This is a genomic window from Rhizorhabdus sp. P4_G5, from assembly GCF_056401065.1.
The window spans coordinates 610,243-632,730 of sequence record NZ_JBFUKB010000003.1 but is presented as its reverse complement, the minus strand read 5'-3'; the positions used below and the strand labels follow the sequence as shown (position 1 = coordinate 632,730).

At 66.7% G+C, this 22,488-nt stretch carries 21 protein-coding genes; 17 read left to right on the top strand and 4 right to left on the bottom strand.

Features of this window, described 5'->3' with window-relative positions; genetic code table 11:
* Positions 1-134: 134 nt before the first annotated feature.
* From ftsZ to tatC, 13 genes are all read left to right on the top strand, one after another.
* Positions 135-1,607, top strand: coding sequence for a cell division protein FtsZ (gene ftsZ / locus AC1DQK_RS07430; RefSeq protein ID WP_477868931.1), 1,473 nt, complete (start codon positions 135-137; stop codon positions 1,605-1,607).
* A gap of 111 nt (positions 1,608-1,718) precedes the next feature.
* A complete protein-coding gene (locus tag AC1DQK_RS07425) occupies positions 1,719-3,110 on the top strand; it encodes an SPOR domain-containing protein (protein ID WP_477868929.1) in 1,392 nt (463 codons plus the stop codon).
* A gap of 67 nt (positions 3,111-3,177) precedes the next feature.
* Entirely contained in the window at positions 3,178-3,393 is a 216-nt protein-coding gene (locus AC1DQK_RS07420; protein ID WP_477868927.1) for a hypothetical protein, read from the top strand.
* 73 nt (positions 3,394-3,466) lie between these two features.
* Positions 3,467-4,633: a deoxyguanosinetriphosphate triphosphohydrolase gene (locus tag AC1DQK_RS07415; protein ID WP_477868925.1), complete on the top strand. Its 1,167-nt coding sequence runs from the start codon at positions 3,467-3,469 to the stop codon at positions 4,631-4,633.
* Positions 4,633-6,471: a M20/M25/M40 family metallo-hydrolase gene (locus AC1DQK_RS07410; protein ID WP_477868923.1), complete on the top strand. Its 1,839-nt coding sequence runs from the start codon at positions 4,633-4,635 to the stop codon at positions 6,469-6,471. Before AC1DQK_RS07415 ends, AC1DQK_RS07410 begins: the two co-directional genes overlap by 1 nt.
* A 60-nt stretch (positions 6,472-6,531) precedes the next feature.
* Positions 6,532-8,262, top strand: a complete 1,731-nt coding sequence (gene argS, locus AC1DQK_RS07405) for an arginine--tRNA ligase (RefSeq protein WP_477868921.1) — start codon at positions 6,532-6,534, stop codon at positions 8,260-8,262.
* Complete coding sequence (locus AC1DQK_RS07400; RefSeq protein ID WP_477868919.1) at positions 8,263-9,021, top strand: SPOR domain-containing protein; 759 nt, start codon at positions 8,263-8,265, stop codon at positions 9,019-9,021.
* 114 nt (positions 9,022-9,135) lie between these two features.
* Positions 9,136-10,149, top strand: a complete 1,014-nt coding sequence (nagZ, locus tag AC1DQK_RS07395) for a beta-N-acetylhexosaminidase (protein WP_477868917.1) — start codon at positions 9,136-9,138, stop codon at positions 10,147-10,149.
* A gap of 101 nt (positions 10,150-10,250) precedes the next feature.
* A complete protein-coding gene (locus AC1DQK_RS07390; RefSeq protein WP_477868915.1) occupies positions 10,251-11,030 on the top strand; it encodes a segregation and condensation protein A in 780 nt (259 codons plus the stop codon).
* Positions 11,027-11,605 carry an SMC-Scp complex subunit ScpB gene (gene scpB / locus AC1DQK_RS07385; protein ID WP_477868913.1) on the top strand — a complete coding sequence of 193 codons (579 nt, stop codon included), beginning with the start codon at positions 11,027-11,029 and terminating at the stop codon, positions 11,603-11,605. Before AC1DQK_RS07390 ends, scpB begins: the two co-directional genes overlap by 4 nt.
* A 26-nt stretch (positions 11,606-11,631) precedes the next feature.
* The gene (locus AC1DQK_RS07380) at positions 11,632-11,889 is read left to right on the top strand and encodes a twin-arginine translocase TatA/TatE family subunit (RefSeq protein ID WP_477869274.1); all 258 of its coding nucleotides are present in this window, start codon (positions 11,632-11,634) and stop codon (positions 11,887-11,889) included.
* A 29-nt stretch (positions 11,890-11,918) separates the two neighbouring features.
* Positions 11,919-12,284, top strand: a complete 366-nt coding sequence (gene tatB / locus AC1DQK_RS07375) for a Sec-independent protein translocase protein TatB (protein ID WP_477868911.1) — start codon at positions 11,919-11,921, stop codon at positions 12,282-12,284.
* Complete coding sequence (gene tatC / locus AC1DQK_RS07370) at positions 12,281-13,057, top strand: twin-arginine translocase subunit TatC (protein WP_477868909.1); 777 nt, start codon at positions 12,281-12,283, stop codon at positions 13,055-13,057. The genes tatB and tatC overlap by 4 nt, the downstream gene beginning before the upstream one ends.
* 50 nt (positions 13,058-13,107) lie before the next feature.
* Here the strand turns inward: tatC and AC1DQK_RS07365 are convergent, their stop codons facing one another.
* The 3 genes from AC1DQK_RS07365 to AC1DQK_RS07355 all read right to left on the bottom strand — a co-directional run bounded on the left by AC1DQK_RS07365 (position 13,108) and on the right by AC1DQK_RS07355 (position 15,356).
* A complete protein-coding gene (locus AC1DQK_RS07365) occupies positions 13,108-13,248 on the bottom strand; it encodes an entericidin A/B family lipoprotein (protein ID WP_340315073.1) in 141 nt (46 codons plus the stop codon).
* A 296-nt stretch (positions 13,249-13,544) separates the two neighbouring features.
* Positions 13,545-15,086, bottom strand: a complete 1,542-nt coding sequence (locus tag AC1DQK_RS07360) for a sensor histidine kinase (protein ID WP_477868906.1) — start codon at positions 15,084-15,086, stop codon at positions 13,545-13,547.
* Positions 15,087-15,146: 60 nt separating this feature from the next.
* Positions 15,147-15,356, bottom strand: coding sequence for a NepR family anti-sigma factor (locus tag AC1DQK_RS07355; RefSeq protein WP_477868904.1), 210 nt, complete (start codon positions 15,354-15,356; stop codon positions 15,147-15,149).
* 275 nt (positions 15,357-15,631) lie between these two features.
* Here AC1DQK_RS07355 and AC1DQK_RS07350 point away from each other — a divergent pair, with 275 nt between their 5' ends.
* Both AC1DQK_RS07350 and AC1DQK_RS07345 read left to right on the top strand, forming a co-directional pair.
* On the top strand, positions 15,632-16,426 hold the full coding sequence (locus tag AC1DQK_RS07350) for a response regulator (RefSeq protein ID WP_477868902.1): 795 nt from the start codon (positions 15,632-15,634) through the stop codon (positions 16,424-16,426).
* 162 nt (positions 16,427-16,588) lie between these two features.
* Positions 16,589-17,227 (top strand): sigma-70 family RNA polymerase sigma factor, encoded by a 639-nt coding sequence (locus AC1DQK_RS07345; protein ID WP_477868900.1) that lies wholly within the window; start codon positions 16,589-16,591, stop codon positions 17,225-17,227.
* Positions 17,228-17,346: 119 nt separating this feature from the next.
* On the opposite strand, the gene AC1DQK_RS07340 is transcribed toward AC1DQK_RS07345, so the two are convergent.
* A complete protein-coding gene (locus AC1DQK_RS07340; protein ID WP_477868898.1) occupies positions 17,347-17,523 on the bottom strand; it encodes a hypothetical protein in 177 nt (58 codons plus the stop codon).
* Between the two features lie 67 nt (positions 17,524-17,590).
* On the opposite strand from AC1DQK_RS07340, the gene AC1DQK_RS07335 reads away from it, so the two are divergent.
* Together AC1DQK_RS07335 and AC1DQK_RS07330 are read left to right on the top strand one after the other, a co-directional pair.
* Positions 17,591-20,287: a bifunctional [glutamine synthetase] adenylyltransferase/[glutamine synthetase]-adenylyl-L-tyrosine phosphorylase gene (locus AC1DQK_RS07335; RefSeq protein WP_477868896.1), complete on the top strand. Its 2,697-nt coding sequence runs from the start codon at positions 17,591-17,593 to the stop codon at positions 20,285-20,287.
* A 228-nt stretch (positions 20,288-20,515) separates the two neighbouring features.
* Positions 20,516-22,447 (top strand): [protein-PII] uridylyltransferase family protein, encoded by a 1,932-nt coding sequence (locus AC1DQK_RS07330; RefSeq protein WP_477868894.1) that lies wholly within the window; start codon positions 20,516-20,518, stop codon positions 22,445-22,447.
* The last annotated feature ends 41 nt before the right edge of the window (positions 22,448-22,488 follow it).

The following is a 22,488-nucleotide window of genomic DNA, read 5'->3' as shown; positions in this document are numbered from 1 at the left end:
GGTTTCGGCGCCTCGCCTCCGTTAACCCCGAAAATTGTGGATAGCACAACTTTTCGCGTGATTCGGCGATTCGCGTCTGGCAAGATTCGCCGCATGATGCGGTTTGGCGGACAGGGCCGCAAAGGAGATTTAATATGACGATCGAGTTCATGCGCCCGCAAGTCGACGAGCTGAAACCCCGTATTGCCGTGATCGGGGTCGGTGGCGCGGGCGGAAACGCGATCGCCAACATGATCGCCGCCGATGTGCAGGGAGTCGACTTCGTCGTCGCCAATACCGACGCGCAGGCGCTCAATGCGTCGCCTGCGGAGCGCCGTATCCAGCTCGGCCTGAAGATCACCCAGGGCCTGGGCGCCGGAAGCCGTCCCGAAATAGGACGGGCCGCCGCCGAAGAGACCATGGATGCGGTCGAGAAGGCGCTCGACGGATCGCACATGTGCTTCATCGCCGCCGGCATGGGCGGCGGCACCGGAACGGGCGCCGCCCCGGTCATCGCCAAGGCCGCGCGCGACCGCGGGATCCTGACCGTCGGCGTTGTCACCAAGCCGTTCAGCTTCGAAGGCAACCGCCGGATGCGCTCGGCCGATGCCGGCATCGAGGAGCTGCAGAAGCATGTCGATACGCTGATCGTCATCCCGAACCAGAATCTCTTCCTGATCGCCAACCCGAACACGACCTTCAAGGAAGCGTTCCAGATGGCCGACCAGGTGCTCCAGCAGGGCGTCCGCGGCATCACCGACCTGATGGTGATGCCGGGCCTGATCAACCTCGACTTCGCCGACATCCGTTCGGTGATGAGCGAGATGGGCAAGGCGATGATGGGCACCGGCGAAGCATCCGGCGACAACCGCGCGATCGAAGCAGCGGAGAAGGCCATCGCCAACCCGCTGCTCGACGGCGTCAGCCTGAATGGCGCCAAGGGCGTGATCGTCTCGATCACCGGCGGCGACGACATGCGTCTGCTCGAAGTCGACGAAGCCGCAAATCATATCCGCCAGCTGGTCGACCAGGATGCGAACATCATCTGGGGTTCCGCGTTCAACAATGACCTGGAAGGCAAGATCCGCGTGTCGGTGGTCGCCACCGGCATCGAGGTCGATGCCGCGACCATGCCGGAGCCGTCGAAGAGCTTCAGCTTCCCGCCGCGCACGCCGGCCCGCGAGGAGCGCTCGGTCGCCGTGCCGCCGGCTGCGACACCCGCGCCTGCACCGACGGCCGCCGCTGCCGCCCCCCTGACGGCACCGACGATCGAGCCGGCCGCCGACACGCCCGCCGAAGAGCGCATCGTCCTGGAGGCGCCCGAAGCCGCAGCCGAACCGCTCGAGCTGACCAACCTGTTCAACGACGAGTTGCTGCTCCAGCCGGAGACGGCGATGCCGACCCCGGCTGCCGAAGCGAAGGCGGAGGAAACGCCCGAGCCTGCGGGCAATCGCCGCTGGGTCGCCGAACCGGAGCCCGTGCGCCGTCAGTCGGCCGCCGGTGCGACCCTGTTCGAGCGGATGTCGAACATCGCGCGCGGCGCTGCCAAGGCACAGGTCACACCCGAAGATAGCGCTGCAGAAGGCGCCGAGATCCCGCGCTTCCTGAACCGCCAGGGCAATCAATAGCCGTCCCGCGGGGCCGGCCGCGCCAATAGGCGCGATCCGGCCCCGCTTCGGCGTTCTGCCTCCATTCACCTGTTGTCGGCGACAAAGCGAACGTCTGTAAGCGATGCGCCCATGAAGATACACCATATCATCTCTATCTCGGTGCTGCTCGCCGCGATGCCGGCGCTCACCCAGAGGGCGGCCTCCCAGCCGATCGGCGAGGAGCCGCTGATCGTCGACCCGATGGCGTCGGCGCGCGACGCGATGGCACGGGGCGATCCCGCCGAAGGCCTGGCCCGCTATCTGCGCGTGCTGGCGCGTGATCCGGGTGACCTCGACGCACTGTCGGGCGCGGGCGCTGCGGCGCTCGCGGTCGGAGACGCCGATGCCGCCATCAACTTCTATGTCCGTGCCGACAAGATCTCGCCGCGCGACGGGCGCATCAAGGCAGGGCTCGGATCGGCGCTCGTGCAGAAGGAGCAGCCGCGCGCGGCGCTGAAGCTGTTCGACAGCGCCACCGACCTCGGTCTGGCGCCGTTTGAAGTCGCCCTCGACCGCGGCCTCGCCTATGATCTGCGCGGCGACAACAGGCGGGCGCAGGCGGAATATAATCTGCTGCTGCGCGTCCGCCCCGATCCCGAGGCGATCCGCCGCCTCGCGCTGTCGCTGGCGATGAGCGGAGACAGGGTCGGCGCGCTCGCCATCCTCGATCCGCTGTTGCGCAAGCGCGACATCCCGGCGTGGCGCGCACGCGCCTTCGTGCTTGCGATGACCGGCGACACGGCAGGCGCGGAAGCCGCAGCCGATGCCGTGCTGCCGCGCTACCAATCCAACGCGCTCAAGCCCTTTCTGGAGCGGCTACCCACGCTCAGGCCCGCCGAGAAGGCGGCGGCGGTCCATTTCGGGCACTTCCCGGAAGACAAGGTGCCGATGCAGATGGCAGCCGCCAGCCCGGTGGCATCGAACAAGGCGGCGCCCGCACCGGTTGCCGCCGCCCCCACTCCGAAGGTGCAGTTCGACAATGCCGGCCGGCTGATGGTGAGGACCGAGGGGCCGGCCGCCAAGGCCGGCTCGGCATCGCAGTCCGCCGCCGCTGCCATTTCCCCCGATCCGGCCTCCGATGCCGAGCAGCGCGCCATCGATTCGCGCAGCCTGGCCCAGGACAGACGTGCCGCCCAGAAGAAGGCCGCGGCCGAAAAGGCCGCAGCCGAGAAGAAGGAGAAAGAGAAGGAGGAAGCCAAGGCGAGGAAGGCCAATCCCGAGCGCTATTGGGTGCAGATCGCCAGCGGTTCCTACAAGCCCGACCTCGACAAGGAATGGGCCAAGCAGAAGTCGAAGTTCGGCAAGCAGCTCGCCGGCCGCACGCCTTGGACAGCGCCGTACCGCGCCACCAACCGGCTGCTGATCGGTCCCTTTCCCAGTTCGTCGGCCGCGCAGGACTATGTCAACGACGCCCGCGCGGCGGGCTTCAGCTGCTTCCCGGTGACGACTTCGCCAGGGCAGAAGGTCGAGCGGCTCGACTGACGATTTCTTAACCTTGCTGCGGCATGCTAACCTCTCAAAGGGACATGGGGGCGGTATGCTGAAACATATGATTCTGGCGCTCTTCACGCTTACGGCAGCACCGGCGGTGGCTTCCAAGGGAACGGTCGGCCTCAAGCAGGTCTCGATGCCTGTGGACATGCTCTACCCGGAAATCCAGGTCAGCGAAGATGCGTGGCGCGGGCTGTTGCCGGTCATCCTGCTCGACATCGACGATGTCGCCGAACGGCCCGTGAAGAACGACGAGCGCAGCGAACTGCGCTGACCCGACGGCTTGAGGCCGAGCGGATCGCGAAGTCCCCTCGACTTGCGCACGTTGCTCGGCCATCACGGCGCCGATGCCGACGCTTGCGCCTTATGCCTCCGATCCGGCCCGTAGCCGGGGCAGGTTCCACATTGCGGGCGGCGGCGAGACGCGGGGACCGCGCGATGCGTTCCAGCGCGACCGTGACCGCATCATCCACTCGATCAGCTTTCGCCGGCTGCGCCAAAAAACACAGGTCTTCGTGGCGCCGGACGGCGACCATTACCGCGTCCGCCTCACCCACAGCCTCGAGGTCGCGCAGATCGGCCGCACCATAGCGCGCGCGCTGGGCCTCAACGAGGACCTGACCGAGGCGCTCTGCCTGGGTCACGACATCGGCCACCCGCCCTTCGGCCATGCTGGCGAGGAAGCGCTGCAGGCGGCGATGGCGGAGGTCGGCGGCTTCGATCACAACGCCCATACGCTGCGCATGCTGACCCGGCTGGACTCCCCCTATCCGCTACACGACGGGCTCAATCTCAGCTGGGAGACGCTTGAGGGCCTCGCCAAGCATAATGGTCCGCTGGCGCGCAGGACCTGGGCGATGGCTGAGATAGACGCCGCCTGGCCGCTCGACCTCGACAGCTGGCCCGGTGCCGAGGCGCAGGTCGCGGCCCTCGCCGACGACATCGCCTATGACAATCACGATATCGACGACGGCGTGCGGGCTGGACTGCTGACGTTCGACCAGGTGCTCGAAGACCCGTTGGTCCGCTCCAATTGGGACAAGGTCCGCGCACGCTATCCGGACGTCCCGTCCCCGCGCCTGCTTGGCGAACTGGTTCGCGAGCAGATCGGCTGCATGGTCAACGACCTGCTCGCGGAGAGCCGCCGCCGTCTCGACGCAGCCGCGCCCGGCTCGGTCGAGGATGTCCGCGCAGCCGGCCGCGCCCTGATCGGCTTTTCCGATGATATGGCAGCGCGCGAAAAGGCGCTGACCCGCTTCATGTACGCCAATCTCTACCACCATCCGCAGCAGCTCGACATCGCGGCGCGTACCGGCCGGGTGATCGGGGGGCTGGCCGATGTCTACAAGGCCGACTCCGGCACGCTTCCGCCTCATTGGCGCGAGACCATGCCGCAGGCCGAGCCGGGACGGACGCGCCACATTGGCGACTTCATTGCCGGCATGACCGACCGCTATGCGCTGTCCCGGTACCGCGAGCTGGTCGGACCGATCGAGTTCGACGAGGGATTCTGATGGCGCGCGCCATCGCCCTCGCCGCGGCGCTAGCGGGCGCGATCCTCTGGGCGGTGTTGAGCGTGATGCCGCCGGCAGCGCGGGGCGTCGACGCTCCGCCGGCTGCCTTCTCAGCCGACCGTGCCTTTGCGGACATCGTGGCGATCGGCCGTGCCCCCCACCCCGTGGGTTCACCGGAAAATGCCAAGGTACGCGCCTATCTGTCCGCCAGATTGCGCGTGCTCGGCGCCGAGGTCTCGGAGCAGGTCGCACCGCTGCCGCAGAAGTCGCTCGACCGGCTGGGCAAATGGAGCGGCCGCGAGCAACGGGGCGTCGTCGCGCATAATGTCGTCGGCATCATTCCCGGCCGCGATCGTGCCCGGGCCGCGCTGCTGCTGATGGCGCACTTTGACAGCGTGTGGGGTTCGCCGGGCGCAGCGGACGATGCGATGGGGATTGCTGCGGCACTCGAAGCAGGCCGCGCCCTGCGCGCGCAGGGGCAGCCGCTACGCGACGTCATCCTGCTGTTCACCGACAGCGAGGAGATCGGCCTCGACGGCTCGACGGCCTTCTTCACCCGGCATCCTCTCGCGGCCCATGTCGGGATGATCATCAACATGGAGGCACGGGGCGCGGGCGGGCGGGCCAACATGTTCGAGACCGGATCCGCCAACGGCGCGCAGATGCGGCTCTATGCCGACAGGGTCGCGCGGCCGGCGACCAATTCGCTGTCGGTCCTGATCTACGACATGATGCCGAACTACACCGACTATAGCGTTGCCAAGCAGCGCGGCATCGCCGGCTTCAACCTCGCCGTGCTGGACGGCGGCTATGCCTATCATTCGCCGCTCGCAATCCCGGAAGCGGTCGATCGCGGTTCGCTGCAGGACATGGGCGATCAGGCGCTCGCGCTCGCCTCGGCGATGGCCTTCGCGGCCGACCTGCCGGCCAGGACGCCGAATGCCGCCTTCGCCGATCTGCTGGGGCGGGTGACCATCGTTTATCCCATAGCGGCCGGCTGGGCGGTCCTGCTGCTGGCCGGTGCGCTGATCGCCGCCGCGCTGTCGCGGACGCGGCCGGGGATGAGCTCGATCGGCCGGGGCATGATCGTGACGGCCGCGCTGCTGCTCCACGCATCGCTGCTCTTGACCATGTTCAATGCGCTGTCGGGGAGCGGCGGCGCCAATTATTATGATCGGCTCGCCGCGCTGCCCCGCCTGGAGATGGCCGCCGCATTGGCCATCCTCGCCACGTTGATGTTGTTCGATCGCTTTCGGCGTCACGAGCTGCGTCCGCTGATGATCGCGCCCGCCATGGCGCTGATGTGGGTAGGACTGCTGACCGGCGGTCCGCTCATCCCGCTGGTCGCCGTCGCGCTGATGGCGATGGCGGCGGCCTGGTTCCTGCCGGCGTCGAGCGACGATCGCGGCGAGGGTGCGGCATTGCTGCTGCTTCTCGCCGGAGCGCTGGTCCAGATCGTCGAGCCGACCGCCGCGCCGCTTCTGCACTGGCCGCTGCTGCTCGGCGCGATCGCCCTGGCGGCGCGCGCCTGGCTGCCGCTCGCGCCGGCCCTCGTCATCGGCGCGCTCTGCGCGGCGATCGGCATCGGCCATCTGCTCGCACAGGCGCACTTCATCTTCCTGGCGATCGGCGCCGAGATGCCGGCAGTGACGATCGTCCTGCTGTTCGCGGCACTGCCGCTGATCCAGCCGCTGCTGCCGGGGCGCTTCCCGCGCTGGATGCCGGGCACCGCCCTGGCCGCGGCGATGCTGCTCGCGCTGTGGGTGCGGCTCGATCCGATCGCCCCTTCGATTCCGACCTACAGCCGCGCCGAAGGCGGCATCAAAACTAAGGCCTGACCTTTCGCGGCAGTTCGGTTAGAGCGGCCATCCATTGACCAAGTGCTGACGGAACATCCCTTGCCCACGCTTTATGCCAGTTTTGCCGCCCGTATCGGCGCCATCCTCGACGACCTCGAAGCGACCGGGGCGCTGCCGGCCGGCATCGATCGACGGAATGTCGCGGTCGAGCCGCCCCGCGATCCTGCGCATGGCGACCTGGCCACCAATGCGGCGATGGTGCTCGCCAAGCCGGCCGGCACCAATCCGCGCGCGCTCGCCGAGCTGATCGTGCCGAAGCTCGCAGCGCTGCCCGAGATCGCCGGAGCCGAAGTGGCCGGCCCGGGCTTCATCAATGTTCGGCTGACCGAGGACAGCTGGCGCGACGAACTCGCGCAGATCCTTGCCGCCGCCGGCGATTACGGCCGGTCGCAGCTCGGCACCGGCAAGCGCGTCAACGTCGAATATGTCTCGGCCAACCCCACCGGCCCTATGCATATGGGCCATTGCCGCGGCGCCGTCGTCGGCGATGCGCTCGCCGCCCTGCTCGAATATGCCGGCTATACCGTCACCCGCGAATATTATGTCAACGACGCCGGCGCGCAGGTGCAGACGCTCGCGCGCTCGGCGCAGCTGCGCTACCGCGAGGCGCTGGGCGAGACGATCGAGATTCCCGAGGGCTTCTATCCGGGCGACTATCTGATCCCGATCGGGACGGCACTCGCTGCCGAGTTCGGTTCGCGCTACGTCGGTGCACCCGAGAGCGAGTGGCTCGACCTGTTCCGGGAAAAGACCGTCGCCGCGATGATGGAGATGATCCGAGCCGACCTGGCACTGCTCGGCATCGAACATGAGGTGTTCGCGTCGGAGGCAGCGGTCCAGAAGGCCGGCAAGGTCGACGCAGCGCTCGATCGGCTGCGCGCCGACGGGCTGGTCTACGAGGGCACCCTCGAACCACCCAAGGGCGAGCTCCCCGACGACTGGGAACCGACCGAGATGACCCTGTTCCGGGCCACCGCGTTCGGCGACGACAGCGACCGCCCAGTGCGCAAGTCCGACGGCGGGCTTACCTATTTCGGCACCGACCTCGCCTATCATGCGCAGAAGGCCGATGGCGCGGACATGCTGATCGACATCTGGGGGGCCGACCATGCGGGGACCGTCAAGAGGATCAAGGCGGCGGTGCAGGCACTGACCGGTGGCAAGATCCCCTTCGACGTCAAGCTGGTGCAGATGGTGCGGCTGCTGCGCGGCGGCGAGCCGGTCAAGATGTCGAAGCGCTCGGGTAGCTTCGTGACCCTGGCCGATGTGGTCCGCGAGGTCGGCAAGGATGTCGTGCGCTTCACCATGCTCACCCGCAAGGCCGATGCGCAGATGGACTTCGACTTCGCCAAGGTGGTCGAGGCGTCCAAGGACAATCCGGTCTTCTACGTCCAATATGCGCATGCGCGCGGCCGGTCGCTGCACCGCCGCGCCGCCGAGGCGGGGATCGACGTTACGCCGGCCGCCGATCTGTCGCTGCTCGACGCCGAGGAACTGGCGCTGGTCAAGCTCGCCGCCCAATATCCCCGGATCGTCGAAGCCGCGGCTATCGCGCATGAGCCGCACCGGATCGCCTTCTATCTCTACGATCTGGCGGCGCTGTTCCACGCGCTGTGGAATCGCGGCAACGACGATCCGTCTCGTCGCTTTTTGCTGGCCGACAGACCCGAAATCACCCGCGCGCGGCTGGCGCTCAGCGACGCGATCGGGCAGATTATCCGCAACGGCCTTGGGGTGATGGGCGTCGCCGCCGCGGAGGAGATGCAGTAGATGACCGATTACTCGCGCGACCGCCTCGGCCCCGACGACGAGGATCGCCTGCCGTGGCTCGAACCGGTCGAGGAGGAGCCCGAAGAGGGCGGCATATCGACCGGGAGACTGATCCTGTGGGCCGTCGCCGCCCTGCTGCTGATCGGCATGGTCGTCGGGGGTTATTTCTGGATGCGCGGCAATGACCGCGCCGCATCCGGCGAAGGCGCGCTGATCGAGGCGCCCGACAGCTATTACAAGGAGCGCCCGGCGGACCAGGCCCCCGCAGCCGGCGACGACGAGATCGTCTACAGCGCGAGCAAGGGCAACGAGGTCGAGAGCGTGATCGACACGAGCAGCGCCGCCGAGACGCCGGTCAATGTCGCGCGCGCGCCGGTCGAGGAACCCGCAGCGCCGCCACCCGCGCCGGTCGCGGCCAAGCCCAGCGCCGCCAAACCGGCTGCTGTTCCCGCACCCGCCGCGACGGTCAAGACCGTGCCGAAACCCAAGCCCGCCGCAGCCGCCGCGGTGCCGGACGCCGCGCCGGTGTCGGGCGGCTCGACCATCCAGCTCGGCGCCTTCTCCAGCCAGGCCAAAGCCAATGCGGCGTGGAAGAACCTGTCGACGCGCTTTTCCTTCCTGGCCGGGCTCACCCAGTCGGTGGTGCCGGTGCAGTCGGGCGACAAGACGCTCTACCGGCTCCGCGCCAGCGGCGGCAATGCAGGCGATATCTGCGGCCGCCTGAGGACTGCGGGCGAGAGCTGCTCGGTGATCGGATAAGCAATAGTCGTCATCCCGGCGGAGGCCGGGGTCACAGGGGGCTCGCGCGCTACGCTGCTCCCGAGACCCCGGCTTCCGCTGGGTGACGCTGAATGGACAGGGAATTACAGGCTGATGACCCCCCTCTTCCTTGGCCTCGCGAGTACCGCGCTGAGCGACGCTGAGCGCGGCTTCTTCGCCGATCTCGATCCGGCCGGCTATATTCTGTTCAGGCGCAACATCGCCGATCTCGTCCAGCTGCGCGCGCTGACCGATAGCCTCCGGGCCCTGTCGGGCCGCGACGACGTGCCGATCCTGATCGACCAGGAGGGCGGCAGGGTAGCGCGGATGCAGCCGCCCGAATGGCCTGCCTTCCCGAAGGCCGAGCTGTTTGACCGGCTCTATGACATCGCACCGATGACCGCGATCGAGGCCACCCGTCACAACGCCCAGGCGCTCGCGGTTATGCTGGCCGAGGCGGGAATCAACGTCGACTGCCTGCCGCTACTCGACGTCCGCCAGCCCGGGGCGCACGACATCATCGGTGATCGTGCGCTGGGAACCGAACCCATGCGCGTCGCAGCGCTGGGCCGAGCGGTGCTCGTGGGGCTGCGCGCCGGCGGGGCGGTCGGCGTGGTCAAACATGTGCCGGGCCATGGCCGCTCGATGTCCGACAGCCATGTCGAGCTGCCGGTGGTCGATGCCGACGTGGCGGCTCTGGAAACCGATCTCGCCCCCTTCATCGCGCTCAACGACGCACCGATGGCGATGACGGCGCACGTCGTCTACACCGCCTGGGACGCCGAGGAGTGCGCCAGCCTGTCGTCCAGGGTGATCGGGAACATCATCCGCGGGCGGATCGGCTTCGACGGCCTGCTGATGTCCGACGATCTCGGCATGCACGCCTTGTCCGGCGACTTCGGTGCGCGCGCGGCCGGCGTGCTGGCGGCCGGCTGCGACATCGCCCTGCACTGCTCGGGCGAAATGGCCGAGATGGAGGCCATTGCCGGGGTAACTGGTCCGATCGGAGAAGCGGCGAAGGCGCGGCTCGACCGCGCGATGGCGACGGTGGCCGGCGCGAAAACGGGTGCTTCGCTGGAGGAGCTGATCGCGAAGCGGGATGCGCTGATGGCCTATCTGCCCGCCTGACATCCGGAACGCCCGTTCGTCAGCCGACGGAGGCCGCGGACAGGGATGATTTTCATACAGTGTCGGTTTCAAAGGGCCGCGAATCCTGTTTTAATCGCGCGATGCTGGGGGACGACGCCGACGATAATTTCGACCTGCCGCTGTCCGAGGCGGGCGCGGACATGCTCACGCTCGAGCTCGACGGGTGGGAGGGACCGCTCGACCTGTTGCTGAACCTGGCGCGCGTGCAGAAGGTCGATCTGCGCGAGATTTCCATCCTCGCGCTGACCGAGCAATATCTGTCGTTCATCGAGAACGCCAAGGCGCTGAAGCTCGAGATCGCCGCCGATTATCTGGTGATGGCGGCCTGGCTCGCCTATCTCAAGTCCTGCCTGCTTCTGCCCAAGGACCCTGCGGTTGATCCCAGCCCGGAAGAGTTGGCAATGCGGCTTCAGCTGAGGCTCCAGCGCCTGCACGCCATGCGCGAAGCCGGCGCGCGGCTGATGGGGCGCGACAGGCTCGGCCGCGACGTGTTCGGGCGCGGCAGGCCCGAGGGACTCAAGGTGATCCGCAAGGCCGCCTGGGACGCGAGCATCTACGATCTGATCGCCGCCTATGGGATGGTGCGCGCCCGCGCCGACGTGCCTGTCCATATCGTCCAGCGCCGCCCCGTGATGACGCTCGAACAGGCGATCGAACGGGTGTCGCGGATGGTGGGCGTCCTGATCGAGTGGACCAGCCTCGAAGCCTTCCTGCCGCCCGACGCGGTCGGCGAATATCGCCGTTCGGCGCTCGCTTCGAGCTTCGTCGCGGCGCTTGAGCTGGCGCGGCAGGGCCGCATCGCACTGATGCAGGATGGGGCGTTCGCGCCGCTCATGCTCAGGGCGCCGGAGGTGGCATGATCGAGGAACCCGACGACCTTCTCCGCGCCATCGAAGCAGCCCTGTTCGCGGCGGAGACGCCGATGAGCCCGGCCGAATTGATGAGCGTGATCGGCGCCGACGGCCTGGGCGATGCGCTGCCACGGCTGGCGGCCCTTTATTCCGGGCGCGGCATAGAGCTGGTGGAGCGCGGCGGGCGCTGGCACTTCCAGACGGCCGCGGACCTCGCTCATATCCTCCGGCGCACGCGCGAGGAGCCGCGCAAGCTGAGCCGCGCCGGAATCGAGACGCTCGCGATCATCGCCTATCACGAACCGGTGAGTCGCGCCGAGATCGAGGCGATTCGCGGTGTGCAGATTTCCAAGGGAACGCTCGACGTGCTGCTCGAAGCCGGTTGGATCCGGCCCGCCGGACGGCGCGAGGCTCCGGGCCGACCGCTGCTGTTCGCGACGACGCCGGCCTTTCTCGCCCATTTCGGTCTGGGCAGCCGCAAGGACCTGCCCGGCATCGCAGACCTGAAGGCCGCAGGCCTGCTCGATCCGGTCGATCTCGCTTTCGAGCAACTACAGATGGAAAAAGGCGGCGAGGACGACTAGATGACACCCATCCAAGGAGATTCATGATGGGTGGTTTGAGCATCTGGCACTGGCTCATCGTCGGCGTGGTCGTGATGCTGCTGTTCGGCAAGGGCCGTTTTTCGGACCTGATGGGTGATGTCGCCAAGGGCATCAAGAGCTTCAAGAAGGGCATGGCCGAGGAAGACGAGCCGGTGCAGCCTGCACCACCGCGTCCCGCCGCGCGCCTGCAGCAGCAGCCTCCGCTGGAACCGAATCCGGATCCGACGCTGCAGCCGATGCAGGATGATCGGCCGCACAGCTGATTCAGGGCACCGGCCGCTGATCGATCGCGATGTTCGACGTCGCCCCAACCGAATTGCTGCTCGTGGCGGTCGTCGCGCTGCTTGTGATCGGCCCCAAGGATTTGCCGCGGGCCATGCGCTTCGTGGGTCAATGGGTCGCGCGGGCGCGCGGCGTCGCGCGCCATTTCCGCTCCGGCATCGACGAGATGATCCGCCAGGCCGAACTCGAAGAGATGGAAAAGAAGTGGGCGGCGGAAAATGAGCGGATCATGCGCGAGCATGCCGCGGAGCCGCCGATGATCGAGGGGGAGATGGTGCCGCTGGGCGGTCCTCCGGAAGCACCGCCGACAGCGGATGCGCCAATGCCCGCTCCTGTCGATATCGAAGCCGAGCCGGCCAAAACTCCGCTGCCATGAACGAGACTGCCGACATCGACGAGAGCCGCGCTCCGCTGCTCGACCATCTGCTCGAACTGCGGCGACGGCTGCTGATGTCGGTCGCGGCGCTTGCGGTCGCGTTCGCCGTGTGCCTCTATTTCGCGCGGCCGATCTTCGCCTTCCTCGTCCAGCCGCTGCTGCGCGCCGGCCAGGGCAAGCTGATCTACACGCAGATTTTCGAGGCCTTCTTCGTCGAGATCAAGGTCGCCTTCTTTGCCGCGATGATGCTGTCCTTCCCGATCATCGCCAACCAGATCTGGCAGTTCGTCGCCCCCGGCCTCTATCGCAACGAGAAGCGCGCGCTGCTGCCCTTCCTGTTCGCAACGCCGATGCTGTTCCTGAGCGGGGCAGCGCTGGCTTATTATGTCGCGATCCCAGTCGCCCTGCATTTCCTGCTCGGCTTCCAGGGCAATCTTGGCGGCGTTCAGCAGGAGGCGCTGCCCGGCGTGGGCAATTACCTGTCGTTCGTCATGCAGTTCCTGTTCGGCTTTGGCCTGTCTTTCCTGCTGCCGATCCTGCTGATGCTGCTGGAGCGGGCTGGCGTGGTCACCCGCAAACAACTGGTCGGCGCGCGCCGTTATGCGATCGTCGGCGCGTTCGCCATCGCCGCGGTGCTGACGCCGCCCGATGTCGGCTCGCAGCTGTTGCTCGCCGTTCCGCTGGTCATCCTGTACGAACTGGCGCTGATCGGCATCTGGATCACCGAGCGCGGCCGAAAGAAGGACAGCAACGAAAAGCCCGAGACGGCCTGACCGCCCCGGGCTTATGCCCTGCCCCGGCTACGCCCGGGCAGTTCGTGCCTTTACTTGGCGTCGTCTGCAGCGTTGGCGACCGCCTTGCCAGCCGAGGATACGTCCTTGCCGGCACCTTCGACGGTGTTGCAGGCCGCGATGGCGAGCAAGCTGACGCTGACGAAAGCAATGGCGATGGTGCGCTTGAACATGGTGAACCCTTTCGGTTGATCCAGGCCCCTCCTCGGAGAGGCTCGATCGTCAATGCTCCCGCGCAGGCTTTGTTCCCGCGCGGTAACATATGCGTATGCATGGACATTACTGGGAAATTTATTGGGCCCGGCCGCATCTACGGGGGGGATGACGCGACCGGGCCCTTGTTGAGCGGATAGCGGGAGCGGGGGGGGCAAAGCATCGCTATCCGAAGACGAGAACGGGTTGCCGCTGATTTGGTTCCTGTCACCGCGAAAATTTTTCGACGCGGGCCGCAGGATCTTGAATCGGCTGGTCAGCCCAGGATGCTGATCCGGATTTCAAAGCGCCCGGCGTGAAGATCTTCGGCCAGCGGGGCCCGGAACTGACGGGCAATACCGGTCACCACCCGCTCGAATCGCGTGATGCCCGGATAATGATCGAGCGCGCCCTCCGGCATGCCCACAGACTCGATGCGCAGGTTCGCGCGATCCGGCTCGGCGGTCGTCTCAAGCGATATCAGCACCGATCCCTGCGGATTGCAGTGCATCATCAACTCCACCACTTCGGTGATCAGGAACGCCGCCGGCACGGCGACATCCTGGATCACATAGACGTCGATCATGTTGAGCGCGATCGGCATACCCGCCGCCGACGCTGGAGCCGACGCCCGGAGCGAACTGGCAAGCTCGCCAGCCAGCGACCGCATCGAGACGCCGCGATTCTCCTCCAGCTCCGCATAATGGTTGCGGTGGACCACCGCCAGCGCATCGACACGGCGCTGGATAGCCCCATAGGCGTCGGCAACGGCGCCCTCTGCACCGCGGGCGTGCAGGTTGATCAGGCTCGACACCACCTGCAGGTTATTCTTGACGCGATGATGGACTTCACGGGTCAGCTTGGTTTGCCGGGCGAGCCCTTCCTCCAGCTCTCGCTCATGCTTGTAGATGCGTGCTGACACAGTCGCGAAGCTCTCGGCAAGATCGCGGATCTCGTGGCTCGGGGTATTGATCCGGGGCAGGACGAGAGGACCTCCGGTACCCTGCCAGGCATCGATCGATTCCTTGAGCTGGACCAGCGGGAGCACCAGCAGCCGGCTGACGATGAACCAGCCCGTAAAGGCGGCCGCGGCCCACATCAGGATCGGCAGCATGACCATGAGCAGGGTCCTCGCCCGGGCCGGCGCGAGCCTGTATTCGGCCGACAGGGCCAGCCGGCCACCGGCCAGCGGCTGCGACAGGCGCAGTACGCCGTCATCCCCCTTGTTTGGGCGATTGAGCAGGACAAGCACGCTATCGCCTTGCCGCAAACTCAGATGCGTCAGCGGCAACCCCTCCTCTTCTCGCCGGTTCAGGTGAATGGCGGCAAGCGGAAGCTCGGAGTGGATCGTCACGCTTCCGTCCGCGCGTGCGGAGGTGAAGCGTAAAAGTCCTCTTTGCGGATCGAGTTCGAGACGATCGGTTCCAGGTGGCAGCGCGGTCGCGAGGCGGATCGGCGAGCCGACCGACTGGCACAGCTTGCGGCCAGACCGGTCGAAGATCGCGGTGGGCAGGCGGCGGATACTGTTGAACTTCGTCTGCCGGTTGAGCGCGGCACATAGACTTCGGGGCTCTTGCACGCTCGCCGCTGCGCCACGGACGGTATCGAGACCATATTTAAGGGCCGCATCCAACTGAGCTGCGTACATGGCCGTGGTGGTCTGCGCCGCGGTCCTGCTTTCGAGCGATGCCGAGCGGGCCATGTCGAGCGAGGTGAGCAACGCGATGAATCCCAGCGGCAGCATCGCGGCCGAGAGGATAATCAACATCTTTGTGCCGGTGGAGAGACGGGCAAAAGCGAGCTTGGTCGTCAGCTTCATCCGTAGGCGTCACCAGCGCGTTTAGCCCGGCCCGTCCGAGGGTTAGCCGGCCTCATGGGGTCAATCCAGCTTGCTCAGCAGATCCAGAAACTCGTTGGGAACAGGTTCATCAACCGTCTGGGAATATACCGAACGCAGTGCGGCGCCGACATTGGTGTCGCGCGCAGTCTCGCTGCGGCGGCGCTTGGCTGGCTTGCTCGCCGCGATATCGTTCGCCGGTGCTTGTGATGTATCTTTTTGTGCCAACCGGCCCGCGCCCCTGAACATCATCTATTGCCCAACACTCTCCAGCAAAACGGCGCTCCGCTCAGCCGCCCCCTTGGATAGATCCGGATGCGTATCATCTTATGGAGTTCCATAAAATGCACGCTGTGGGGATGAAACAAAAAACTCTTCCGTTGGTTCCATAGCTCGAATGTCTCTTTTCGCACATTCGATAATGGAAGCTGCGGGTGGCTTCCGCGACACGGGTGGGGCTGCTATTTCCCCGATAATCGTGGCGGCATATGCCTGCGGTCAATGAAGTCAGGGAGTGCTAATACACCATGTCGCTCGGCCAGAAACTCGCCCCCCACCTGCCCTTCCTGCGGCGTTACGCTCGGGCGCTCACCGGCAGCCAGAGCCATGGCGACAATTATGTCCGCGCCACGCTCGAAGCGATCGTGGCCGCACCCGAAGATTTTCCGAAGGACGTCGATGCCCGCGTGGGCTTGTACCGCACCTTCCAGGCGATCTGGGCATCTGCCAATTATGACGAGATCGAGGCGGCCGCGGGCGGCGTGGAACGCGAAGCCATCGCCCAGGCCCGCCTGCAGGGAATCACCCCATTGTCGCGCCAGGCGCTGCTGCTCACCGCCATGGAGGGCTTCACCGTCAGCGACACCGCCTATCTGATCGACACCACGTCGGAGGAGGTCGAGGCGCTGGTCGCCGACGCGATCGCCGAGATCGACCGCCAGACCCGCACCGATGTCCTTATCATCGAGGACGAGCCGATCATCGCGATGGATCTAGAAACCATCGTCCGCGATCTTGGCCACAGCGTCAGCGGCGTCGCCGTCACCCGCGATGAAGCCGTGGCGCTGGCGCATGCGCATCGGCCGGGCCTCGTCCTCGCCGACATCCAGCTGGCCGACGACAGTTCGGGCATCGATGCGGTGAAGGATATCCTCTCCGAGTTCAGCGTGCCCGTCATCTTCATCACCGCGTTTCCGGAGCGACTACTGACCGGGGAGCGGCCGGAGCCGACCTTCCTGATCACCAAGCCGTTCCAGCGCTCGACCGTGAAGGCGGCGATCAGCCAGGCGCTCTTCTTCAACGCGGCAACGATCGAGGCCTGAGCGATATCGCTTCGGATGCGGTTTTATTGGAACCGAGATGCCCGGCTTTTGTTCTAGCATCGGAACGGACGGCCCTCGCCGTCCGATCACATCCGGGTGGGATTTTCAGTGCTACTGACGAAACGCGCAAGGGCTCACTCGTTTAGCGGGACACGGCAAAAGATGGATGGTGAAGATCAAGACGGCGTCGCTGGCGTTGCGCCACCGGCCGCCGAACTGGTTTCACTTTCGGATGATGATTTCAAGGCCGAGCTGGCCCGCGTCATCCCTCATCTGCGGGCATTCGGCCGATCGCTTTCGGGTAATCGCGACCTCGCCGACGATCTCGTCCAGGAAACACTGATGAAGGCCTGGGCGGCGCGCAAGCGCTTCCAGGCCGGGACCAACATGCGGGCCTGGACATTCATCATCCTGCGCAATCTGTTTCTCTCGCAGATGCGGCGTGCCCGCTTCCGGGGCGAGTGGGACGAGCATACCGCCAACCGGCTTCTAGCCGCCCCGGCCTCGCAAGATCGCCACATCGAACTGGCCGACATGCAGCGCGCGCTGCTCCACCTGCCCCAGCCTCAGCGCGAAGCGCTGATACTCGTCGGCGCTGGCGGCTTCGCCTATGAAGAAGCGGCGGAGATCTGCGGCTGCGCGGTCGGCACCATCAAGAGCCGCGTTGCCCGGGGTAGAGCCGCGCTCGAGCAACTGCTCGACCATGGCCAGCTGCCGTCGCGGCGCGACCACAAGACCGACCCTTCGACGACGACGCTTCAGCAGATCATGGCGGACGTGGATTTCCTGAGCAAGGAATAGGAAAAGGTGCGGAACCTCGTCGTGCCGATGCGTGCGCGGCACGATGATCAACGGCGCCGACGGACTGCGCGTCAAGCGTTTTGCGCATCGTCAGCCGGATCCAGCCGGCCAGAAATACTCTACCCGTCGATCTTTCCCAGCAGCCGCACCAAGTCCTCGGGCAGCCCGTAGCTCCCGGGGTCGAAGGCCGCGCGAAGGGCATTGCCGATCCCCTCGTGCCGCGTGGGCGCATCGATCGCGCGGGCGCCGGCGATGCGCGCATGCGACGCGAGATAAGAGGCGCTAGGCTTTTCCATATATTCATAACGCAGCGACAGGGCGCAAGTTTCCCATTCTTGCACTCCACGGCAAATCGCCTATTCGATGATCATGACGTCGCGCGCGGATATCGTTGATTTTTCCGACACTTTGCGCCGGATCGAGAGCCATTCGCCGTTTCTCGCAGCGCTCGTCCATCGTCACCCCGCGACAGTTGCGGCGGTTCGTGACCAGGGTTTGGCGCGTGCGATCCGGGACGGATTGGCCGAGGCGAGATCGCCGGACATCGCCAAGATGCTGCGCCGCCAGCGCCAGGTGGTCTCGCTCGCGACCGCGCTTGCCGACCTCTCCGGAATGGCATCGCTCGAGGAAGTGGTGGAGCATCTCTCCGCCTTCGCCGACCATGCGCTGGACCTGGCGATCCGCACCGCGATCATCGAGCGCATGCCCGATGCCGAACCCCGGGGCTTTGCGGCCCTCGCATTGGGTAAGCACGGCAGCCGCGAGCTCAACTATTCTTCGGACATCGATCCGATCCTGATCTTCGATCCCGATACCCTGCCGCACCGCCCGCGCGAGGAGCCGGTCGAAGCCGCCGTCCGCATCGCTCGCCGCGTGGTCGAGCTGCTGCAGAATCGCGACGAGCACGGCTTCGTGTTCCGAGTCGACCTTCGCCTGCGCCCATCGCCCGAAGCATCGCCGCTGGCGCTGCCGATCGGCGCGGCACTGAGCTATTATGAATCGGCAGCATTGCCGTGGGAACGGGCGGCCTTCATTCGCGCCCGCGCTGCGGCCGGCGACACCGCGCTGGGCCAGAGCTTCCTCGATGCGATCCGCCCCTTCATCTGGCGGCGATCTATCGATTTTGGCGCCGTCCAGGAGATCCGCCTGATCTCGCGGCGTATTCGCGATCATTTCGCCCAGGGGCAGCTGCTCGGCCCCGGTTATGATCTCAAGCGCGGGCGCGGCGGCATTCGCGAGGTCGAGTTCTTCGCGCAGATCCAGCAGCTGATCCATGGCGGCCGCGAGCCGAAGCTTCGCGCGCCCGCCACGCTGGACGCCCTGCGCGTGCTGGGCGACGCGGGACGGATCGATGGCGACATCGCCGCCGCTCTCTCCGAAGCCTATCGCCTCTATCGCACGATCGAGCACCGGCTGCAGATGGTCGACGATCAGCAGACCCATCGCCTGCCCAGGCAGGCGGAGGCGCTCGACAATGTTGCGGCGCTCCACGGTCTCGACGATGGCGCCGCATTGCTCGCCTTGCTGCGCCCGCACATCGAGACGGTCGGCACCGCCTATGATGCGCTCGACAGCGGCGGCGAGGAACGGCTGCCACACCAGCCCGAGAAGCTTGAAGCGCTGCTGCGCGAGAGCGGCTTTGCGGACCCCTCCTCGGCGCGCAAGCGGATCGAGATATTGCGTGCCGGCAAGAGCCGCTCGCTGCGCACCCCAGTCGCCCAAGCGGCGCTCGAGGCGATGCTGCCGACGCTGATCGCGGCGCTCGCCAAGGCACCGTCGCCGCAGGATGCACTCAACCGTTTCGAAGACCTGATCGCCGGCCTGCCGAGCGCGATCAACCTGTTCCGGCTGCTGGAGGCGCGACCGTCGCTGGCGCGTGCGCTGATCGATGTGCTGAGCCACGCGCCGACGCTGTCGCAGGCGCTTAGCCGACGGCCCGCGCTGATCGACGGCCTGATCGACTCGACAGCGCTGGAGCCCCCACCACCCCTCCCCCAGCTGATCGCGGAGCTGGGCGCGGGAGAACGCAGCGACAGCTATGAGCAGTTGCTCGACGGCGTCCGCCAGAAGGTCGGCGAGCGGCGCTTCGCGCTGGGCGTGCAGCTCATTGAAGGCATCGCCGATCCGATCGACGTGGCACAGGGCTATGCGCGTGTCGCCGAGGCCGCATTCGATGTGTTGGGCCGGGCGACCATCGCCGCTTTCGAGGAGACCCACGGCAAGGTGCCGGGCAGCGAGTTTCTGGTGATCGCGCTGGGCAGACTCGGCGGCGGGGTGCTCACGCACGCCTCGGACCTCGACCTGATCTACCTGTTCACCGGCGACATCCTGGCCGAATCGGACGGGCGGCGGCCGCTCGGTGCCACCACCTATTACAACCGGCTGGCACAGCGCGTCTCCGCCGCCCTGTCCGTTCCGACCGCCTCGGGTCCGCTCTACGAGATCGACACGAGGTTGCGTCCGTCGGGTACGCAGGGCCTGCTCGCAGTGTCGACCGCGAGCTTCGCCCAATATCAGCGCGAGAGCGCATGGACCTGGGAGCATATGGCGCTGACCCGGGCACGGCCGATCTTCGGCTCGCCCGGCGCGCGTGACGAGGTGCAGGCCATCATCACCGAAGCGCTGTCCCGCGAGCGAGATCCCGCCACCCTGACCGCGGACGTTATCAAGATGCGCGGCGACATCGCCCGGCACAAGCCACCGTCCAGCCCGTTCGACGTCAAGCTGATCGATGGCGGGCTGATCGATGCCGAGTTCGCGGTACACCTGCTCCAGCTGCGCCATCGCACCGGCTTCGATCCGCGCCTGCGCACCGCCATGCGACTACTGGCGGATCAAGGGCTGATCGATTCCGCCGTGATTGCTGCGCATGAGCTGCTGACGCGGATGCTGGTGACGTTGCGGCTCGTCTCGCCGACATCGGGCGAGCCGCCGCCTGCGTCGAAACCGCTGGTCGCGCGGACCTGCGGCGAAGCGGACTGGGATTCGCTGGTTAAAGCCTATGAAACCTCACGAGCGCTCGTCAGCGCCGCCTGGGCCGGGGCGGCAAACGGCCGCTGACGCCGCCCGGATCCCGCATTCCGGCCTCGTTCCGCCTCCAGCCGAAATCGGCGGAAGAAGAGGGTTTTCACGATTTTAACCACGCTAGGCGACGCCGGTTTAAAGACTGGCTGCTAGTCAGGGAGCATCAACTGTGTTGTTGCTTAGCGTGAGAAAATCGATGGTCGTATTCATCGAAGGGCGCCCCAGCGTATCGGGGCGTCCCCTTTCCTTCGGGCCGGAAACGGCATGAAGCATGATCCCAGGCTCCAGGATGTCGCCGGCGGCATCGTTCGGGCGGCAGAGCCCCAGGTTCCGGCTGCCCTGCTCCTGTCCGAGCTCGAACGGCGCTGCGTCACCCTCAAGGTAGCGTCGGGCGGCGAGCGGATAGACGCGCTGTTCGCCAGGCTGGACGAATTCGCGGTGCTGGCAGCCGATCTTACCGACTGCCTGTCGATGCCGACGTCGCTCCAGCCGTCGATGCGCCGGAGCTTCGATGCCAGCTACGCCGATCTCGAAGCCGCGTTCGGCGAGGCCGAGGCGGTCTTGGCGCCGCTGTCCGATCTTCTGCTCAGCAGCGATGGCTTCGATGGCGCAGTGGCGGCGGCGGCCGAACTGCTGGTCACGCTGGCACCGATCCGCGCCGATGCCGCGCGGCTCTACGACCGGCTGTCGCGCGATATCCGAGCGCTGCTCTATCGCGGCGTCCGCGACGCTACCGAAGTCGCGCTGATCGACGCGGGGTTCGCCGATCCGATCACCGCCGCGCGGCGGCTGCGCGAGTGGCGGGCCGGAGTGCCGGCGGCGCTGCGCTGCGGCTCGGAGCGGCGTGCAGTCGAAGCGGTTCTGCCTATGCTGGTGGCCGAGCTGGAACATTTCGAAGACCCGGACGGTGCGCTCGCCGCGCTGGACGAGATCGTGTCGCGGCTGCCGGCCGACGTCACCCTGTTCGCCCCGCTCGAGGCACGGCCGTCGTTGATGAAGTCGCTGCTGTCGCTGCTCGGCCATGCGCCGATGCTGTCGCGCCACCTGATCGCGCAGCCGGAGCTGATCGGCCGATTGATCGACAGCAGCGCCTATGCGCCGCTTCCACCGGCCGCCGATCTCGATGCCGAGTTCAGGCTGCTGATCAGCGGCAGCGACCGTGGCGCCGGCCAGCTCCGCGTCGCCCAGGCGATCGGCGGCTACCGCTTCGGCCTCGGCCTGCAGCTGCTCGAGGCGACCGACGATCCGCTCGATCTCGCCATCGCCAATTGCGATCTGGCCGAGGCCGGCCTGCGTGCGATGGCCGACGATGTGCTGGCGCGCATGAAGGAGAATCACGGCGAGGTGCCGGGCGCAGAGCTGGTGATCCTGGCGCTGGGGCGATTCGGCGGACGCTCGCTCACCAACATCTCGGACCTCGACCTGATCTACCTGTTCACCGGCGACGCCCGCACCCATAGCGACGGACGCAAACCGCTGGATGCCAACGAATATTTCAGCCGGGTCGCGCAGCAGATCACTACCGCGATGTCGACCGTGACGACGCTGGGCCCACTCTATGAGGTGGACACGAGGCTGCGGCCATGGGGCGCCAAGGGGATGCTCGCCTGCTCGATCGAAACCTTCGAACGCTATCATGGCGAAAACGCCTGGACATGGGAGCATATGGCGCTGACCCGGGCGCGCCCGGTCTTTGGGTCGGATGCCGCGCGCAAGGCGGTCAAGACGGTCGTCGACCAGCGGCTGCGCTGCCCGCGCAATCGCGCCACGCTGCTGCTCGACGCGATGAAGATGCGCGGCGACATCGCCCGCCACAAGCCGCCGCGCGGTCCCTTCGACGTCAAGCTGGTTGCGGGCGGGCTCGTCGATCTCGAATTCGCCGTCCATGTGAACCAGCTCGATCAGCATGTCGGCATTCACCCCCGGCTGCGCACGGCGCTGCGTTCGCTGGTGAGCGCGGGACTGATGGACGCCGCTATCATCCCGGCGCACGAAGTGCTCAGCCGCATGCTGATCGTCCTGCGCATGCTGTCGCCGCACAACCAGTTGCCTGCGCCCGAGCAGCGCGGCGTGATCGCCCAGGCCTGCGGCTATCAAAGCTGGGATCTGTTGACCGCCGCCTATGCCGAGGCACGCGAAATCGTGCAGAAGGTCTGGTCCAGCGCGATATCCCAGCCGGCCGCGCGAAGCGGTTGAACTTCGGGCGCAGCCCATCCTAAGAGGTGGCATCCACAAGA

What these genes read in the sequence shown, in the direction of transcription:
- AC1DQK_RS07420 (WP_477868927.1), top strand. Translation starts at nt 3,178, where the DNA reads ATGATTCTGGCGCTCTTCACGCTTACGGCAGCACCGGCGGTGGCTTCC.
- ftsZ (WP_477868931.1), top strand. Translation starts at nt 135, where the DNA reads ATGACGATCGAGTTCATGCGCCCGCAAGTCGACGAGCTGAAACCCCGT.
- tatC (WP_477868909.1), top strand. Translation starts at nt 12,281, where the DNA reads ATGAACGAGACTGCCGACATCGACGAGAGCCGCGCTCCGCTGCTCGAC.
- AC1DQK_RS07380 (WP_477869274.1), top strand. Translation starts at nt 11,632, where the DNA reads ATGGGTGGTTTGAGCATCTGGCACTGGCTCATCGTCGGCGTGGTCGTG.
- tatB (WP_477868911.1), top strand. Translation starts at nt 11,919, where the DNA reads ATGTTCGACGTCGCCCCAACCGAATTGCTGCTCGTGGCGGTCGTCGCG.
- AC1DQK_RS07330 (WP_477868894.1), top strand. Translation starts at nt 20,516, where the DNA reads ATGAAGCATGATCCCAGGCTCCAGGATGTCGCCGGCGGCATCGTTCGG.
- AC1DQK_RS07345 (WP_477868900.1), top strand. Translation starts at nt 16,589, where the DNA reads ATGGATGGTGAAGATCAAGACGGCGTCGCTGGCGTTGCGCCACCGGCC.
- AC1DQK_RS07410 (WP_477868923.1), top strand. Translation starts at nt 4,633, where the DNA reads ATGGCGCGCGCCATCGCCCTCGCCGCGGCGCTAGCGGGCGCGATCCTC.
- AC1DQK_RS07350 (WP_477868902.1), top strand. Translation starts at nt 15,632, where the DNA reads ATGTCGCTCGGCCAGAAACTCGCCCCCCACCTGCCCTTCCTGCGGCGT.
- AC1DQK_RS07415 (WP_477868925.1), top strand. Translation starts at nt 3,467, where the DNA reads ATGCCGACGCTTGCGCCTTATGCCTCCGATCCGGCCCGTAGCCGGGGC.
- nagZ (WP_477868917.1), top strand. Translation starts at nt 9,136, where the DNA reads ATGACCCCCCTCTTCCTTGGCCTCGCGAGTACCGCGCTGAGCGACGCT.
- AC1DQK_RS07355 (WP_477868904.1), bottom strand. Translation starts at nt 15,356, where the DNA reads ATGATGTTCAGGGGCGCGGGCCGGTTGGCACAAAAAGATACATCACAA.
- AC1DQK_RS07365 (WP_340315073.1), bottom strand. Translation starts at nt 13,248, where the DNA reads ATGTTCAAGCGCACCATCGCCATTGCTTTCGTCAGCGTCAGCTTGCTC.
- AC1DQK_RS07425 (WP_477868929.1), top strand. Translation starts at nt 1,719, where the DNA reads ATGAAGATACACCATATCATCTCTATCTCGGTGCTGCTCGCCGCGATG.
- scpB (WP_477868913.1), top strand. Translation starts at nt 11,027, where the DNA reads ATGATCGAGGAACCCGACGACCTTCTCCGCGCCATCGAAGCAGCCCTG.
- AC1DQK_RS07400 (WP_477868919.1), top strand. Translation starts at nt 8,263, where the DNA reads ATGACCGATTACTCGCGCGACCGCCTCGGCCCCGACGACGAGGATCGC.
- AC1DQK_RS07340 (WP_477868898.1), bottom strand. Translation starts at nt 17,523, where the DNA reads ATGGAAAAGCCTAGCGCCTCTTATCTCGCGTCGCATGCGCGCATCGCC.
- AC1DQK_RS07390 (WP_477868915.1), top strand. Translation starts at nt 10,251, where the DNA reads ATGCTGGGGGACGACGCCGACGATAATTTCGACCTGCCGCTGTCCGAG.
- AC1DQK_RS07335 (WP_477868896.1), top strand. Translation starts at nt 17,591, where the DNA reads ATGATCATGACGTCGCGCGCGGATATCGTTGATTTTTCCGACACTTTG.
- AC1DQK_RS07360 (WP_477868906.1), bottom strand. Translation starts at nt 15,086, where the DNA reads ATGAAGCTGACGACCAAGCTCGCTTTTGCCCGTCTCTCCACCGGCACA.